This window comes from Roseobacter sp. HKCCA0434, assembly GCF_032464675.1.
In the GTDB taxonomy this organism is placed as follows: domain Bacteria; phylum Pseudomonadota; class Alphaproteobacteria; order Rhodobacterales; family Rhodobacteraceae; genus Pontivivens.
Map to the genome: position 1 here is coordinate 21,859 of NZ_JAWDKL010000020.1, position 17,048 is coordinate 38,906.

The 17,048-nt window shown below is 70.5% G+C and carries 14 protein-coding genes; 11 read left to right on the forward strand and 3 right to left on the reverse strand.

Annotation, left to right across the window (positions count from 1 at the left end):
• The first annotated feature begins 207 nt into the window (after nucleotides 1-207).
• The 5 genes from RX333_RS12655 (at nucleotide 208) to RX333_RS12675 (ending at nucleotide 5,690) form a co-directional block, all read left to right on the forward strand.
• Nucleotides 208-1,263, forward strand: a complete 1,056-nt coding sequence (locus RX333_RS12655; protein ID WP_316015313.1) for an ABC transporter permease — start codon at nucleotides 208-210, stop codon at nucleotides 1,261-1,263.
• A gap of 1 nt (nucleotide 1,264) precedes the next feature.
• Nucleotides 1,265-2,323: a glycine betaine/L-proline ABC transporter ATP-binding protein gene (locus RX333_RS12660; RefSeq protein WP_316015314.1), complete on the forward strand. Its 1,059-nt coding sequence runs from the start codon at nucleotides 1,265-1,267 to the stop codon at nucleotides 2,321-2,323.
• 61 nt (nucleotides 2,324-2,384) lie between these two features.
• Entirely contained in the window at nucleotides 2,385-3,131 is a 747-nt protein-coding gene (locus RX333_RS12665) for a hypothetical protein (protein WP_316015315.1), read from the forward strand.
• The gene (locus RX333_RS12670) at nucleotides 3,128-3,817 is read left to right on the forward strand and encodes a hypothetical protein (protein WP_316015316.1); all 690 of its coding nucleotides are present in this window, start codon (nucleotides 3,128-3,130) and stop codon (nucleotides 3,815-3,817) included. Before RX333_RS12665 ends, RX333_RS12670 begins: the two co-directional genes overlap by 4 nt.
• Before the next feature lie 169 nt (nucleotides 3,818-3,986).
• Nucleotides 3,987-5,690 carry a bifunctional sulfate adenylyltransferase/adenylylsulfate kinase gene (locus tag RX333_RS12675; protein WP_316015223.1) on the forward strand — a complete coding sequence of 568 codons (1,704 nt, stop codon included), beginning with the start codon at nucleotides 3,987-3,989 and terminating at the stop codon, nucleotides 5,688-5,690.
• Nucleotides 5,691-5,767: 77 nt separating this feature from the next.
• Here the strand turns inward: RX333_RS12675 and RX333_RS12680 are convergent, their stop codons facing one another.
• Entirely contained in the window at nucleotides 5,768-6,691 is a 924-nt protein-coding gene (locus tag RX333_RS12680) for a glycosyltransferase (protein WP_316015317.1), read from the reverse strand.
• A 107-nt stretch (nucleotides 6,692-6,798) separates the two neighbouring features.
• On the opposite strand from RX333_RS12680, the gene RX333_RS12685 reads away from it, so the two are divergent.
• The gene (locus RX333_RS12685) at nucleotides 6,799-7,653 is read left to right on the forward strand and encodes a glycosyltransferase (protein ID WP_316015318.1); all 855 of its coding nucleotides are present in this window, start codon (nucleotides 6,799-6,801) and stop codon (nucleotides 7,651-7,653) included.
• Nucleotides 7,654-7,700: 47 nt separating this feature from the next.
• Here the strand turns inward: RX333_RS12685 and RX333_RS12690 are convergent, their stop codons facing one another.
• Both RX333_RS12690 and RX333_RS12695 read right to left on the reverse strand, forming a co-directional pair.
• Nucleotides 7,701-11,057 (reverse strand): glycosyltransferase family 2 protein, encoded by a 3,357-nt coding sequence (locus RX333_RS12690; protein ID WP_316015319.1) that lies wholly within the window; start codon nucleotides 11,055-11,057, stop codon nucleotides 7,701-7,703.
• Nucleotides 11,054-11,926, reverse strand: coding sequence for a hypothetical protein (locus tag RX333_RS12695; RefSeq protein WP_316015320.1), 873 nt, complete (start codon nucleotides 11,924-11,926; stop codon nucleotides 11,054-11,056). The genes RX333_RS12690 and RX333_RS12695 overlap by 4 nt, the downstream gene beginning before the upstream one ends.
• 211 nt (nucleotides 11,927-12,137) lie before the next feature.
• On the opposite strand from RX333_RS12695, the gene RX333_RS12700 reads away from it, so the two are divergent.
• From RX333_RS12700 to RX333_RS12720, 5 genes are all read left to right on the forward strand, one after another.
• Nucleotides 12,138-13,097 carry a GNAT family N-acetyltransferase gene (locus RX333_RS12700; protein ID WP_316015321.1) on the forward strand — a complete coding sequence of 320 codons (960 nt, stop codon included), beginning with the start codon at nucleotides 12,138-12,140 and terminating at the stop codon, nucleotides 13,095-13,097.
• Nucleotides 13,072-13,974: a hypothetical protein gene (locus tag RX333_RS12705; protein ID WP_316015322.1), complete on the forward strand. Its 903-nt coding sequence runs from the start codon at nucleotides 13,072-13,074 to the stop codon at nucleotides 13,972-13,974. The genes RX333_RS12700 and RX333_RS12705 overlap by 26 nt, the downstream gene beginning before the upstream one ends.
• Nucleotides 13,971-14,393, forward strand: coding sequence for an FdtA/QdtA family cupin domain-containing protein (locus tag RX333_RS12710; protein WP_316015323.1), 423 nt, complete (start codon nucleotides 13,971-13,973; stop codon nucleotides 14,391-14,393). Before RX333_RS12705 ends, RX333_RS12710 begins: the two co-directional genes overlap by 4 nt.
• Entirely contained in the window at nucleotides 14,390-15,514 is a 1,125-nt protein-coding gene (locus tag RX333_RS12715; RefSeq protein ID WP_316015324.1) for a DegT/DnrJ/EryC1/StrS family aminotransferase, read from the forward strand. Before RX333_RS12710 ends, RX333_RS12715 begins: the two co-directional genes overlap by 4 nt.
• An 85-nt stretch (nucleotides 15,515-15,599) precedes the next feature.
• Nucleotides 15,600-16,889 carry a glycosyltransferase family 2 protein gene (locus tag RX333_RS12720; RefSeq protein ID WP_316015325.1) on the forward strand — a complete coding sequence of 430 codons (1,290 nt, stop codon included), beginning with the start codon at nucleotides 15,600-15,602 and terminating at the stop codon, nucleotides 16,887-16,889.
• Nucleotides 16,890-17,048: the final 159 nt, after the last annotated feature.

A 17,048-nucleotide genomic window follows, 5' to 3' on the forward strand; every position in this document is an offset into this window, starting at 1 on the left:
TGGCGCCCCCCTCTCGCCGAGGGGGGCGCCACACCGCCCGCGTCGCGCGGGCGACGGACGGACATGGCGAGGCCCTGACCTGCGGGGCCGTCACCATGCCCGCCCCTGCCGTCCGAACCGCCCCGAGGCGCGCATGGACGGGCCGATGACGAGACATATCACCGATGCCGGACCCGATGAGGACGGCGCGCTACGGGAAGACGGGACATGGCCTTCTACGACGGAATGATCGACAGCCTGGGCCTGTCGGACTGGTGCGAGCAGGAAAGCTCGGACGGGCCGATGACCATGGCCGAACTGCTGGCTCGCACGGGCGGCGGCGGGGACGGAGAGGCGGAAAGCAGCGGCTTCGGCTCGGTGCCCTGGTCCGAGACGCCCTTCCCCTCGCTCGACACGCTCAACAAGTCCTGCGGCGCGATCCCGCGCACCCGCGACATGACCGAGGCGGTCGAGCAGGGCTTCCTCGACATCAAGGACGCGCTGAAATTCGTGCTCGATCCGCTGACCACGCCGCTGGGCTGGCTGCTCGACTGGTCGCTCGCCGCCTTCCAGGCGACGCCGTGGTTCATCATGATCCCGCTGCTGATGCTGGTGACCTGGTTCGCCTCGCGCTCGCTGTCGGTGCTGGCGCTGGTGACGGGCTCGTTCCTGTTCATGGCCTTCATCGACCATTACAACGAGGCGATCCAGACGCTGTCGATCATCTTCGTGTGCACGGTGTTCTGCATCGTGCTGGGCGTGCCCATCGGCATCGCCATGTCCAAGAGCAACGCGTTGCAGCGGGTGTCGATCCCGATCCTCGACATGCTCCAGACCCTGCCGACCTTCGTCTACCTGATCCCGCTGATCTTCCTGTTCTCGGTCACGGAATCGAAGCTCTACGGCATCGCCATCATCCTCTACGCCATCGTGCCGGTGATCCGCCTGACGGATCTGGGCATCCGGCTGGTGGACAAGGACGTGATCGAGGCTGCGGACGCCTTCGGCATGTCGCCCCGGCAGAAACTGACGGGCGTGCAGATCCCGCTGGCGCTGCCCAACATCATGGCGGGCGTGAACCAGACCATCATGATGAGCCTCGCGATGGTGGTGATCGCGAGCCTCGTCTCGGCCCCCGGCCTCGGGCGGCTGGTGCTTCGGGGCATCAACAACCTGGAACTGGGCGTCGGCCTCGTCGCGGGCTTCTGCATCGTGCTTCTCGCGATCCTTCTCGATCGCTCCACCAAGGCGGCCCTGGGCCGCATCAACGCCAGCGAGCACTGAGATGAGCGAGCAGAAAGACATCAAGATCTCGATCCGCAACCTCTACAAGATCTTCGGGGCGGATCCGAAAGGCGCGCTGACCCATGTCAAGAACGGGCTGGGCAAGCCCGAGCTTCTCGAACAGCACGGCCACGTGCTGGGGCTGCAGGACATCAATGTCGACATGGAGGCGGGCGAGATCACCGTCATCATGGGCCTGTCGGGCTCGGGCAAGTCGACGCTGATCCGCCATCTCAACCGGCTGATCGAGCCGACGGCGGGCGAGATCCTCGTCGACGGGGAGGACGTGCTGGGCTACGGCGAGAGCAACCTCGCCGCGCTGCGCCAGAACAAGATGTCGATGGTGTTCCAGAAATTCGCGCTGTTCCCGCACCGCACGGTGCTGGAGAATGCCGGCATGTCGCGCCGCGTGCGCGGCGAGAGCGCGTCCGTCGCCGATACCGAGGGGCGCAAGTGGCTCGACCGGGTGGGCCTTTCTGGCTACGAGGGGCACTATCCCAACCAGCTGTCGGGCGGCATGCAGCAGCGCGTGGGCATCGCGCGCGCGCTGGCCTCGGACAGCGACATCATGCTGATGGACGAGGCGTTCTCGGCCCTCGACCCGCTGATCCGCACCGACATGCAGGACCTGCTGCTGGAACTGCAGCGCGAGCTGCACAAGACCATCGTCTTCATCACCCACGATCTGGACGAGGCGCTGAAACTCGCCGACCACCTGGTGATCCTCAAGGACGGCGCGGTGGTCCAGCAGGGCGAGCCGCAGGAGATCCTGCTGCATCCCAACGATCCCTACATCGTGGACTTCATCGCCGACATCAATCGCGCGCGGGTGCTGCGCGTGCGCTCGGTGATGGAGGAGACGGCCGAGCCGGGCCACGACATCGCCGGGGAGGTCGAGGCGGACATGAACCTCGAGCGGGTCATCGCGATCTCGGGCGGGGACACCAACCTGCATTACCGGGTGATGGAGGATGGCCGCCAGGTGGGCCTGTTGCACATGCGCGACCTGGTGCGCGCGCTGGTGCCGGTCGATCCCAGCGAGCAGAAACGAGTCGCCTGACGCCCGCCCGCGCGCTAGGGGGGACGGGCGCGGCGACGACAGGATGCGAAGGCGGACCCCGATGGGCATAGACTACCAGGTGGCACAGGCCCTCATCGCCGCCCGACCCCGGATCGCGGGGCGCGCGCGCGGCCTGATGCTGGGCCGCCAGCGGCTGGGCGTGAAGCAGGGCGGCCCGCAGGACCGCCACCTGCGCCGCACGCTGCGCGCGGTCGGATGCGATCACGGCATGGAGGTGCTGCGACAGCCCGACGGCTATTCCGAGCGCTTCTTCGAGGGGCTGGGCTGCGGCTCCATGCAGGTCATGGACTATTCCGATTTCGAGGGCGCGCAGATCACCCACGACCTCAACCATCCGGTCCCGCAGGCGCTGCACGGGCGGTTCGACTTCATCTTCGACGGCGGCACGATCGAGCACGTGTTCAACGTGCCCCAGGCGCTCGACAACGTGTTCCACATGCTGGCCGAAGGGGGGCTGTTCATCTCGGTCAACGGGCTGACCGGCTGGGCGGGGCACGGCTTCTACCAGTTCGGGCCGGAGCTGGTCTGGCGCTACTGGCAGGACGCGCGCGGCTGCACGGTGCACCGCTGTGCCGCGTTGTCGGTGGACGGGGGCCGCCCCGCGCGCGAGATCCGCGACACCGGCGCGGGCGGGGCGCGGTTCCGCGGGCGCAACATGCCGGGGCGCTGGTACCTCTACTACGTGGCCGAGCGCGGGGCGGACACCAACCCGGCCGAGCGCATCGCCGCCGCCGCCCAGGGCGACTACGCGCATAAATGGACCCGCGCCGAGGAGGCGAAGACATGACCGGCCCCAACCTCACCGATCTCGCCGACAAGTACGGCTCGGACAAGGGCTCGACCAAGCACCGCTATACCGAGCTCTACCACATGCTCTTCGCGCCCTTCCGGGACCGCGAGATCACCTTCCTGGAGATGGGCCTGCTGATCGGCGGGCCCGAGCACGGCAAGTCCGCGGACCGGCAGACGAACGACCTGCCCTCGGTGCGCATGTGGCTCGACTACTTCACGCGTGCGAAGGTGATCGGGCTCGATGTCTCCGACTTCTCCTGGTTCGAGCACGATCGCTTCGACTTCGTGCGCTGCGACATGGACGCGCGCGAGAACATCGCCGCCGCCGGAGCGCATATCCTCGCCCGTCACGGCGCGCCCGATATCGTGATCGACGACGCCTCGCATGCCTCGCATCACCAGCAGAACGCCTTCCTGGAGCTGTTCCCGCACCTGCCCTCGGGCGGGCTCTACATCATCGAGGACCTGCGCTGGCAGCCCGCGCCCTACGAGAAGCCCGGCATCACCAAGACCGCCGCCCTGTTCCAGAGCTTCCTGCACAAGCGGCGATTCGAACATTCCGATCCGCAGGTCGGGGCGGCCTTCGACGCGCTCGCGCCCGACATCTCGGGCTGCTTCGTCTTCCAGGCCCGCTACATGAAGGGGCGGCGCGATCAGGTGGCGGTGATCCACAAGCGCTGAGCCCGCGCGGCGGGCCGTTCCGGGCCACGGCACGGAACCGGGTGCGCGGTTCCACGCGCGCCCCGGATCGGGCATGGATGTCCTTTTTGCGCTTCCGAGCATTGTTTCCCGCTGTCCGAACAGGCAGATAGCCCCCCGAACGCGATCCTTGACGAGCGAGTCCCTTGCCATGCACCAGCCCCATGCCCCGATCCCCGAGCTTTACGTGTCCCATGACAGTGCGGCGAAGCTGCGCGTGGAGGCGGGGGAGCTGCCCTCCTGGGACCTGACCGCGCGCCAGGTCTGCGACCTGGAGCTGTTGATGAACGGTGGCTTCAACCCGTTGCGCGGCTTTCTGGGGCGCGAGGATTACGACCGCGTGGTCGAGGAGATGCGCCTCGCGGACGGGTCGCTCTGGCCGATGCCGGTCACGCTCGACGTGTCCGAGAAGTTCGCGAGCCAGGTCGAGGAGGGGCAGGATATCGCCCTGCGCGACCCCGAGGGCGTGATCCTCGCCATCCTCAGCGTCACCGACAAGTGGAGCCCGGACAAGGCGCGCGAAGCGGAAAAGGTGTTCGGCGCCGACGACGTGGCGCATCCGGCGGTCAACTACCTGCACAACGTCGCGGGCCCCGTCTATCTGGGCGGGCCGATCACCGGCATCCAGCAGCCGGTGCATTACGACTACCGCGCCCGGCGCGAGAGCCCCAACGAGCTGCGCGCCTATTTCCGCAAGATGGGCTGGCGGCGCATCGTCGCCTTCCAGACCCGCAATCCCCTGCACCGCGCGCATCAGGAACTGACCTTCCGCGCGGCGAAGGAGGCGCAGGCCAACCTTCTGATCCATCCGGTCGTGGGCATGACCAAGCCGGGCGATATCGACCATTTCACCCGCGTGCGCTGCTACGAGGCGGTGCTCGACAAGTACCCCGCCGCCACCACGCATCTGAGCCTGCTGAACCTCGCCATGCGCATGGCGGGCCCGCGCGAGGCGGTCTGGCACGGCCTGATCCGCCGCAACCACGGCTGCACGCATTTCATCGTCGGGCGCGATCACGCGGGGCCGGGCAAGAACTCGAAGGGCGAGGATTTCTACGGCCCCTACGACGCGCAGGAGCTGTTCGAGGCGCACGCCGCCGAGATCGGCATCGAGATGGTCGACTTCAAGCACATGGTCTGGGTCGAGGACCGGGCCGAATACATGCCCGTCGACGAGGTGCCCGAGGGCGCGAGCGTGCTCAACATCTCCGGCACCGAGCTGCGCCGCCGCCTGCAGGAGGGTCTGGAGATCCCCGAATGGTTCTCCTTTCCCGAGGTGGTGGAGGAGCTGCGCCGCACCAAGCCGCCGCGCTCGAAACAGGGCTTCACCGTGTTCCTGACCGGGCTCTCGGGCTCGGGCAAGTCGACGATCGCCAATGCGGTGATGGTCAAGCTGATGGAGATGGGCGGCCGCCCCGTCACGCTGCTCGACGGGGATATCGTGCGCAAGAATCTCAGCTCGGAGCTGGGCTTCTCCAAGGAGCACCGGGATCTCAACATCCGCCGCATCGGCTATGTCGCGAGCGAGATCACCAAGAATGGCGGCATCGCGATCTGCGCGCCGATCGCGCCCTATACCGCGACCCGCCGCGCCGTGCGCGAGGAGATCGAGGCCTTCGGCGCCTTCGTCGAGGTGCATGTCGCGACCAGCCTGGAGGAATGCGAGCGGCGCGACCGCAAGGGCCTCTACAAGCTGGCGCGCGAGGGCAAGATCCAGGAGTTCACCGGCATCTCCGACCCCTACGAGGCCCCGACCAATGCCGAACTGGTCGTCGACACCGAAGGGCTCGACGTCGACTTCTGCGCCCACCAGGTCATCCTCAAACTCGAAAGCATGGGCCTGCTGGCCGCCTGAGGCGCCTGCAAGGCAGGCTGCCTGAGGCGCCTGCAAGGCAACGGAAAGGGGCCGGTTTCGCGCGCGAAACCGGCCTCTCAGCCGCCCGCGATCACCCGCCGCGCCGTCGCTTCGATCTCCTCCGCCCGCGCGGCGAAGGAATGCTCGCGTCGCACCACCTCGGCGAAGGCGCGCCGCTCGGCCCGCCGCTCCGGCCCTTCGGCCAGCGCGGCCTCGGCACCTTCGCGGAAACTCGCCTCGTCGGTGAACTGGTAGACGAAAGGCGCGAATTCGGGCGGCAGGCCCGGGATCGCGTCGGTCAGCAGCGGCGCCCCGCAGGCCAGCACGTCGAAGACCCGGTTCGAGACCAGCCCGTTGATGCGCATGTCGCGCCAGTGGTCGTTCAACACCACGCCCGCGCCCGCATAATGGCGGCCCAGATCCTCGTTGGGGATGAACGCGCCACGAAAGAACCGGCCGAACCGGTCGTGATCCTCCCAGCCATTGCCCCAGAGCGCCACCTCGTAGCCGCAGCGCTCGGCCATGGCGAGCGCGGGCCGCCCGCCGCGCCGATTGATGCCGACGAACAGCATCCCGCTGTCGATCGGGTCCTCGCGGGGTCGCATGATCGCGGGATCGGTCGCCTGGTGCAGCCGCGAGACGCGCGAGCCGCCCACCGCGCGGCGCAGCGCCCGCTGCCCGCGCCCCGAGGCGGAGAAGACATGATCATAGCCCGTCATCTCCTCGGCCGGCACGTTGCCGGGATGGGAGATGATCCACATCAGGCTGGTGCGGCCGGGCTTGGGCACGTAGCCGCCGAAGCCGCGCAGCACCAGGTCCACCCCGCCCGGTTCGGTGTGCACGTCCCAGCCGTCGCGCGCGTCGATGCCCACCTCGTGCCCGCGCGCGGCCAGCGCCGCCATCAGCGACCGGGCGAAGAAATAGTCCCCCCAGCGCATGGCGCGGGCCATGTTCTTCGGCGCGATCTTGATGCGGATCGAGAGGGGGGCTTTGGGGTCCATGCCTTTCGATATTCCATGCCGCGCCGACCGAGGGAAGCCCACTCTTTCGCGCGGATGCCCGACCTGATAGCCCGGATCCCGACCCCCTTAGGCAAACGGGCGAGGCCATGCACAGCGACCCCACCGGCATCGACGCGACCCTCGTGGTGCTGGCCTACGGGCAGGAGGCCATCGTGCACGAGGCCATCGCCTCCGCCTTCGCGCAGGAGTTCGACGGCCGGCTGGAGATCCTGCTCTCCGACGATGCCTCGCCCGACGGAACCTACGCGGTGATGGAGCGGATGGCGGCGGAGTACGACGGCCCGCACACGGTGGCGCTGAACCGCAACCCGCGCAATGTCGGCGCGATCGGGCATGTGAACCGGGTGTTCGAGCTGGCGCGCGGCGAGATGATCGTGGTGAACGCAGGCGACGACCTGTCGCGGCCCGACCGGGTCGCCCGGCTGTGGGAGCGGTTCACCGCCCGGACGCCGCGCCCGCTGCTGATCCATTCACAGGTGGCGGAGATGGCGGTGGACGGCACCCCCACCGGGCGCATCCTCGACAATCACGACCGCCTGTCGCGGGTCGGCCCGCGCCGGGTGGCGCTGTCGAACCTGTCGGTCTACGGCGCGAGCAGCGCGTGGAACCGGGAGCTCTTCGAGATCTACGGGCCCATGACCGAGCTCGGGGCCTATGGCGACCAGGTCGCGACCTTCCGCGCGCTGCTGCTCGACCGGCTGGAGTTCGTCGCCGCACCGCTGGTCGACTACCGCATGGGGGGGGTGTCCGAGCGCGCGCATCTCGACCGGGCGGCGCGCATCGCCTTCCGCCGCCGCCGCCGTCACGTGCATCTGGCCGTGCTGCGCCAGCGGCTGGCCGACCTGCGCCGGGTCGCGCCCGAACGCCGCCGCCTGATCCGCGCGATGAAGCAGGACATCGCCACCCTCGCCGCCGAGCTGGAGGCAGCGGGAGAGAAATAAGGGAAAGGGGCCGAAAGAAAGGGCGAGGCCAGGGAAAGGGGCTTGCCTCAGCCCTCGCCGCCCTCCTCCTCGGCCTCGGCGAGGTAGATCGCGTCGCGCAAGCCGGCATCGGTGATCGCATCATAGAGCGCCGCGTAATCGGGCTGGGCGCGCAGATGGGCGATGCGCGCGCGGTGCCAGGCGACGGCATCCGCGTGCAGCGCGCCCAGCACCGGATCCGCCTTCAACTCCGCCAGCTTGGGTGCCACCCGCGTGGCCATGAACTCCGCCGCCCGGGTATCGGTCTCGGTCGCGTAGTTGCGCGTGGACCAGTAGCCCAGCCCCTGATCCTGATCGACATGGTTGATGCGGCCCCGCTCGCGCTTGACGAGGAAGCTCTCGGCCGAGCGCAGGATGTAGTGGTTGAGCGTCACCATCCCGTAGCCGATCGAGGCCTTGCGCGAGAACCAGGTCGAGTTGCCCATCGACTTGTCGGGCATCACCCGGCCCGAGCCGTTGACCCAGCGCACCGCGCCGGACGTGTCGAGGTCGAGCGGCCGGTGCACCCCGATCTTGCCCGAGGGGGCCGAGGGGCGCGCCATCGACTTGAACCCCCAGCCCAGCCGCGGCCGTGGCAGGTAGAGCGGCGCGCAGGCGGTGAACTGCTCGGTCACCGGACGGTCCTCGTAGGCATGGACGCCGCCATTGCCGAACAGCTTCCAGGTCAGCGAGACGATGTCGGGATGGTTCATCGCCGCGACCATGCCCTGCAGCGTGCCGTCCCCGACATGCACGTTGGCGAACTCGTCGCAGTCGATGACCAGATACCAGTCGCTCTCCCGCACCACCGGCTGCGCGATCGCGTCGTTGAGCGCGCCGCGCTGTGGCTTCTGCCCGGCCTCGCGGTTGAACGGGTTGGGCAGGTGGGTGACGAGGCCCATCTGCGCCAGCCGGTCCAGCATCGGGTCGGTCTGGTCGGTGCAGTCGTTGGTGTAGACTAGGAAATGCCGCACCCCGACCGTCAGGTGCCAGGCGATCCATTCCAGGATGAAGGGCGCCTCGTTCTTCATCGCGGTGATGACGACCACGTTGTCGGAGGGCGGGGGCGTGTCGGGCGCGGCCAGCATCGGGTAGCGCGGCTGGGTGCGCGCCAGCAGGCTGTCGAAGGCGCGGATGTCGTTCTCGCCCAGCCAGATCGGATCGCCCGAGGGCGCGGTCCCGGCGGCGACCGGCTGGTCGGGTTCGGGCGTGTCGGGGGCGTCCTCGGGCTCGGGATCCGGCGCACGCGGCGGCGTGTGCTCGGGCGGCATGTCCGGGAAGCGCAGGCCCGCCCCGCGCGGCAGCAGGCGGTCGGCCCCGGCCTCCTCGGGCGGCAGCGGCGCGGGATCGTCGAGCGTGTCGGGCAGCTCGTCCCCGTCCGGGTTGCGCTCGATCCAGTCGAAGACCGCCTGCGGCACCGCGCCGGGTCCCGCCTCGAACAGCCGGTTGCCGAAATGCGGGGTCAGCCGCGACAGCCCCTCCAGCCGCGCCCCGGTGATCGCGGCATGGAGTGCGGCGTGATCGGGCCGGCCGTGCAGCTCGGCGATCTTGGCGCGGTGCGCGGCGACGCAAGCCGCGTGCGCGGCGGCGATGCGCGGATCGGCCAGCATGTCGGCATGATAGGCCTTCGTCGGGCCCAGCTTATCCGCCAGCCGCTCCTCCGGCTCGACATTGTGGTTCATCCGGAACCAGTAGGCGAGGCCCTGATCCTCGTCGATATGGTTGACCCGGCCCCGGTCGCGCTTGACGAGATAGCTCTCCGCGTCGCGCACCGCATAGTGGTTGAGCGAGACGAGACCATAGCCCGCCTGATGCTTGAGCGCGCGCCAGCCGCGGGTCAGGAACTCGGGCGGCATCGCCACCCCGTGGCCCGACACCCAGACCGGGGGCGGGCGGCCCTCCACCAGATTGCGCGGGCGGTGGACCGACATCTTCTCCCACGCGCCATCGTTGCGGAACAGCGTCTTGAACCCCCAGGCCTGGAAGGGCTTGTTCATGTCCGGCGGTGCCGCGAGGCGCATCCGCTCGGTCACGAACCCGTCCTCGAAGCGGCGGTGGAAGCCGTTGCCGAACAGCCGCCAGAGCGGGGAGATCATGTCGACGCCCGGCAGCGCCGCGAACAGGTCGTCGAGCCGCCCGCCGCCCACGTGGACGCTCAGGAACTCGTCCACGTCCATCGGGATCACCCAGTCGAGCGCCGCGAAATCCGGCTGGTTCTGCGCGTGCCACAGCGCCGCGCGCTGCGGGTCGCCCGCCTTGTTGTCCTCAGAATTGCGCCAGGGATTGTCGCGCCGCGCGGAGATGTGGCCGGTTTCCACCAGGAGGTCGAGCAGGGCGTCCGTCCCGTCCGTGCAGTCATTGGTGTAGACGGTGATGTCCGTCACCCCGATGGCGCGGTGATGGGCGACCCATTCCAGGATGAACGGCCCTTCGTTCTTCATGCAGGTGACGATGCCCACCCGCCGGCCCGAGGGCGGGGCGGGCGGCGTCTCGGCGATGGCGGGGGCTACGGGGGTCGTGGTCGGCGACGCGACGGGCGTGCCGTCCGGCTCCTCCGCCCAGCGGTCGTCGCCGCGCGCCAGCACCACGCCGCGCGGCAGGTGCGCGCGCGGGTTCACGCCCGCGCCGCGCAGCACCTCGCCCAAGGGGCACCAGTAGCGCGGCAGCCCCGCCAGCTGCGTCACCGCCGCGCGCAGGCTTTCGGAGCGATGGAGCGGCAGCGCCAGGCTGCCCGGCTGCACGAGATCCGCCAGCTTGGTGCGCCGCCGCAGGAGCCGCGACCGCTCGGCATAGGGCAGGGGGTGGAACACCTCCACGCCCCGTGCGAGGTCGAGCCGGCCCCGCGTGCGCAGCACCTCGGTCAGCCCGGTCGCGCCGAACGTGCCCCAGGGCAGGTGATGGGCGGGCACCGGCTCGGGCGCGGCCTCCAGGCCCGCGCGCAGATCGGGGTCGAGCCAGGGGGGCACCGGCGCGGGATCGGCGGCGAGCGCGCGCAAGGCGGCCAGCTCCGGCCCGCCGGGGGGCAGGGCCACCACCTCCGCACCAACGTGGCCCGGCCCTTCCCAGCCGAAGAGGTAGCCCTGCGCATCGGGCTGCAACGGGCCCAGCACCAGCGTCGAGATCGAGACGAAGACCGCGCCGGGCCGCGCGGCCAGTACCTCCCAGCGCATCCGGTCGGGGATCAGCGCGCGCGCATCGGGGGCGAGGCCCGCCGGATCGAGGAGCGGCCCGGCCGCGGCGATCTCCACCCCCGGCGGCAGGTCGGGCACCGGCGCATGGGCGAACAGCGTCACCCGCGCGCCGGTGTCGCGCATCGAGATCAGCGCCGCGCGCGCGATGTAGTCGAGCCGCCCGCCGGGCCAGTAGCTGACGATCGGCGCCCTCACGCGTCCCCGTCCCCGCCCGCGTCATCTTCGGAATAGTCGAACTTGCCGTGGCTGGTGATCGGGGCGGCCATCGGGTCGATGCCATGCTCCTTCAGCTTCACGTCCAGCCAGGAATTCTCGGGCACGCCGCCCCCGTGGCGCTTGCCCGACACGCGCTTGATCCGGCCCCAGATATGCACGGTCCGCGTCTCGGGCACGATCTGGCGGCGCACCAGCAGCGGGCGCTTGAAGAACAGGTTCCGCTCGGCGAAATGCACCGGGTAGAGCACGGGCCGCGCCTGGGCGTGGCGCTCCTCTCCGGTCTCGCGCATCGCCCAGGTGATGCCGACCGGCCCCCACAGGCCCCAGACCATCTCGCTGGCATGGACGGGCGTGCCCGCCTCGCGCGCCGCCTCCAGCCGCGCGCGGGCGCGCCCCTCGAAGAAGGGCGGGATCTGGTAGGGATCGGCCGTCAGGTCCAGCATCAGCTTCAGCCCCGGACTGTCGGGCGGCAGCGCCAGGATCGCGCCGTTCATCCGCCCCTGGTCGGTCTCGTAGCCGAAGATGTAGGGCCCCATATCCAGCGGCCGCACGCAGTAGACATCCGTGTCCACCCAAATCGTGCCGGGCGCGCGCAGCATCAGGTGAAAGCGGAAGATGTCCGAGAACAGCGCGACCGAGCCCGAGCGTTCGTGCACCATCACCTCGGGATCGGGCATGATCTCGTGCCCGTCGCGGATCTCGACCCCCGCGGGCACGCCGCCGACCTCCCCGTAGGTATAGAGCACCGTGGGATGGCCCATCTCGACGAAGGAGGTCAGGCACAGCTGTTCCAGCCAGGTCAGCGAGCCGCCGATCCACAGGGCGGCGACGCGGGGCAGGTCGGACATGGGGGCGTGTCTCCTCATCCTCGGGGCCCGTCTTGGGACGGACCGGCCCGTTGTGCCTTGCACGGGGCGGCAATTCAATCGCACGGCAGGCGCATGCGGGCGTGATCTTCGCCCGCCGACGGGCTAGACAGGGCGGCAGCCTTCCCCGGGGGACCGGCGCCGCCGCGCCCCGTCCTCCCGCCCCGTCCCCTTGCCGGTGGATCCGCCGCCCATGTCCCACGATCTTCACGTCACGCCCTATCGCGACCGGGACGCCGCGTCCTGGGACGCGTTCGTGGACCGCGCGGATAACGGGCATTTCCAGTTCCGGCGCGCCTACATGGACTATCACCGCGACCGGTTCGCCGATGCCTCGGTCATGGTCCGGCGCGGGTCGAAGACGGTGGCGCTGTTTCCCGCGGCCCGCGTTCCGGGCACCGAGGGGCGCGAGGTCGTCTCCCATGCCGGGCTGACCTTCGGCGGGCCGCTCCTGGCGGGGGCCTCCTCCGCCACCGGCATCGCGGCGCTCGCGGCGATCGAGTCGCATTACCGCGCCGCGGGCGTGGCGCGGCTGGGGTGCAAGCCGCTGCCCGACCTGATGTGCGCCCGCCCGCGCGGCGACCTGGCCTATGCGCTGCATCGGCGCGGCTGGCAACTGACCCGGCGCGAGTTGTCGAGCGTGATCGACCTGTCGGCCCCGCCCGCCTATGCCAGGGGCCGCAAGGACAACCTGCGCAAGGCGCGCGCCGCGGGGCTGGTCGGGGTCGAGGCCGCGGATCCGCGCGGGCTGTGGCCGCTGATCGAGCGGGTGCTGGCCGACCGGCACAGCACCCGCCCCACCCACGATCTGTCCGAGATCACGCGCCTGCACGCGGCCTTCCCCCACGCCATCCGCCTTCACGAGGCGCGCGCCGCGGAGGGCGGCCCGCCGCTGGCCGGCGCGGTGCTGTTTCTCAACGGCGACACGGTCCACACGCAATATCTCGCCTCCGGGGAGGCGGGGCGCGGGGTCGGCGCGCTCGACTTCCTGATCGACGCGCTGATCGAGGCGCACCGCCCTACGCACCGCCTGTTCAGCTTCGGCATCAGCACCGAGGATGCGGGCCGGACGCTCAACGAGGGGCTCCTCGCCCAGAAGGAAGGCTTCGGCGCCACCGGGATCTGCCATGACCGCTACGACATCGCGCTGTGATCCGGCGCGCCCGCCCGCGATCCTGCTGATCGGATTCGACCGCTCGGGCACCACCGCCATCGCGCGCAGCCTCGCGCGGATCGCGGGGGTGGAGCTGTTCATGCAGCCCTTCAACAGCGGCCCGGTGCGCGCGAAGATGAACCGCATCTGGACCGAGGCCGACGCCACGCCCGCCGACCGCGATTTCCTGACCGGGCTGAGCGAGGGGCGGCTGGCGCGCGACTACATCCGCTCCCCCTGGTTCGAGCGGCAGAGCACGGCGACCGATTTCGTGCCGGGCCACCTGCACGTGGTCAAGACGACGCTCAACCACCTGACCGTGGGCTGGAGCCAGCGCGCCGCCCCCGCGCTGCCCCATTGGGGGATCTGGCGCGATCCGCGCGACGTGCTGGCCTCGCTGATCCGCAACGACCTGATCGAGACCTGGTTCGCGCAAGCCGCGCAGGAGCTGCGCGCCCAGGTCGACCCCGACAGCGCGGTGGGGCGGCTCTACCTGCCGCTGGCCGACCGGGTGCCCGACGGGCTCGACAGCCCCGCGCGGCGGGCGGCCTTCGTGATCGGCCTGCGCTCGTGGTACCTGTTCGACAGCTTGCCGCGGGGGCGTGTGCTCTTCTACGATGCGTTCCGCGCCGATGCGGGGCGGGGCCTGTCCGCGCTGACCGATCTCTACCGCCTGCCGCGCGCCGGGGTGGACGGGGGCGCCGGGGTGGACGGGGGAGACGAGGCGCGGGACGCGAACCTGGTCGGGCGCGCCTTCGTGCCCGGCACCTCGTACCGCCACCTGATCCCCGCGCGGGACCGGGACGCGGCGGAGCAGCTCTTCGCCCCGCTGCTTGCGCTGATGCGCGCGCGGCACGACCTGGAGGACGGCCCATGACGACCGACACGCCCCCCGCCCGCTGGCAGCTCTTCGACATGCCGCGCATCACCGATCCGCGGGGCGATCTGACCTTCGTGGAGGGCGGGCGCCACGTCCCCTTCGACATCGCGCGGGTCTACTACCTCTACAACGTGCCGGTGGACGCGGATCGCGGCGGGCACGGGCACCGGGCGCTGCAGCAGGTGATCTTCGCGCTGTCGGGCAGCTTCCGCATCACGCTCGACGACGGCTGGCGGCGCGAGGAATTCGTGCTGCGCAACCCGCGCCAGGGCCTGCACCTGTCGGGCGGGGTCTGGCGCGAGATCGACCTCTTCTCGCAAGGGGCGGTGTGCATGGTGCTGGCCTCGCTGCCCTATGACGAGGCCGACTACCTGCGCGACTACGACGATTTCCGCGCCTTCGTGGGGGCAGCATGAGCGCGCCCGCCCCCGTCTCCGCCCCCGTCCCCTTCCTCGACCTCGCCGCCGCCACCGCCGAGATCGCGGAGGAGCTGCAGGAAGCCGCCGCCCGCGTCATCGCCTCGGGCTGGTATGTCGGCGGGCCGGAACTGGAGGCGTTCGAGGCCGACTGGGCGGCCTTTTGCGGGGCGGCGCATTGCACGGGCACGGCCAACGGGCTCGACGCGCTGGTGCTGGGGCTGCGCGCGCTGGGGGTGGGGCCGGGCGACGGGGTGATCGTGCCCTCCAACACCTATATTGCCTCCTGGCTCGCCATCTCGGCGGTGGGCGCGACCCCCGTGCCGGTGGAGCCCGACCCTGCGACCCACAATATCGACCCCGACCGCATCGCGGCGGCGATCGGCCCGGACGTGGCGGCGATCATGCCGGTCCATCTCTACGGCCAGCCCGCCGACATGGACGCGGTGCTGGGGATCGCGCGCGCGCACGGGCTGAAGGTGATCGAGGACGCGGCCCAGGCCCACGGCGCGACCTGGCGGGACCGGCGCATCGGCGCGCATGGCGACCTGGTGTGCTGGAGCTTCTATCCGGGCAAGAATCTCGGCGCCCTGGGCGATGCGGGGGCCGTGACCACCGACGATCCCGCCTTGGCCGAACGGGTGCGGCGCCTGGGCAATTACGGCTCCGCGCGCAAATACGAGCACGAGACGCGCGGCCTCAACAGCCGTCTCGACCCGATCCAGGCGGCGATGCTGCGGGTGAAGCTCGTCCACCTGCCCGACTGGACCGCGCGCAGGCGGGCGCGCGCCGCGCAATATCTCGACGGGCTCGCGGGGCTGCCGCTCGGCCTGCCCCAGGTCGATCCGCGCGCGGACCCGGTCTGGCATCTCTTCGTGGTGACGCATGACGACCGTGCGGGCCTCGCGCGCGCTCTGGCCGATCGCGGCGTCGCCACGCTGATCCACTACCCGCAGCCGCCGCACATGCAGGGCGCCTATGCCGACATGGGCCTCGCCCCCGGCGCGCTGCCCCATGCGCGCGATATGGCCGAACGGGTGCTGAGCCTGCCGATGGGCCCGCATTTGAGCCCGCGGGACTGCGACCGGGTGATCGCGGCGCTGCACGACGCCCTGGGCTGACCCTTCAGCTTCCCGCGCAAATACGCATGGCGCGCGGCCGCCCCCGCGCGCTAGGGTCCGCATCCGAAGGCAGGAGGGCACAACCATGACCGGCGGACCGCTCGTCATCTCGACGATGAAGAACGAAGGCCCCTACATCCTGGAATGGGTGGCCCATCACCGCGCCATCGGCTTTTCCGAGTTCCTGATCTACACCAATGATTGCGAGGACGGCACGACCGACATCCTCGACCGGCTGGCGCAGATGGGCGTCGTGCACCACGAGCGCAACGAGGTGCTGCGCCGCGGCCCGCACAAGAGCGCGCTGAAATACGCGCGCGAACACCCGCTGACGAAGGCCGCCGAGTGGATCCTGGTCTCGGACGTGGACGAATACCTGCACATCCATCTCGGCGACGGTTCTGTCCAGGCGCTGATCGACGCGCAGCCTCAGGGCACGGACGCGATCCCGGTGACGTGGAAGCTGTTCTCGCATGGCGGGCAGGTCGCCTTCCGCGACGCCGCCGTGACCGAGCAGTTCACCGATGCCGAGCGCGATCTGGAGGCGGGCGGCTTTCCCGACCGGTTCGTCAAGACCCTGTTTCGCGGGCAGGAGCGGGTGGAGCGCTTCGGACTGCACCGCCCCGTCGTGGCGGCCGAGCATGTGGAGGGCTATGTCAGCCGCGCGCCGGACGGGCAGGTCTTCGAGGGCGACATGCGCGACGCGAAGGCCAAGACGCATTTCGCCTACGCGGCCGCGCAGATGAACCATTACGCCGTGCGCTCGGTCGACGGGTTCCTCGTCAAGCGTGACCGGGGCCGGGCCAATCATGCCAGACAGGTGCTGGGGGCCGATTACTGGCAGAAGATGTGCCGCGGCGGCCAACCCGACACCGCCATCGCCCGAACCGCCGGGGCGCGCGCGGCGGAGCTGTCCCGGCTGATGGCGGACGAAAAACTCGCGCGGCTGCACGCGGCCTCGGTCGCCTGGCACCATGCGAAGATCGCCGAGCTCTCCGCCCGGCCCGAATTCGCCGCTCTCAAGGACGAGATCCTGGCCCTGATCGCGGCGGGCGACCACCTGCGCGGGCGGGACGACATGCCCGTCCCCCTGCGCGCGGTCCCGGATCCCGCCGACGCTCCTGCCGAAACGGGCCCCGAGATAGGCCCCGAAATAGGACCTGGCCCCGCGGCGGCCCCGTCGCCCGCTCCGACGCTCGAACCGGCGGCACCCCCTGCCGCCACGCGCCCCGATCCGACCACGCGGCTGCGCGCGCTGGCGGCCGAGATGCGCGGCCTGATCGACGACGTCACCCCCACCGAGGCGGCCTCCGCCGCGCATGGGCGGCTCGACATGCTGGAACGCGGCCTGTTCGGGCGGACCTCACGAGGCTGAAAGCCGAGTAGACCTCACGAGGCTGAAAGCCGGGTCACGAGGCCGAAGGCCGAGCAAACCTCACGCGGCCGACAGCCGGGTTGCGCCGCGAACCGGGCCCGCGCGGCACGATTGCCCCTCGCAAGCGGGCGCGCGTGGCTCTATCCTTGCGGGCAACCT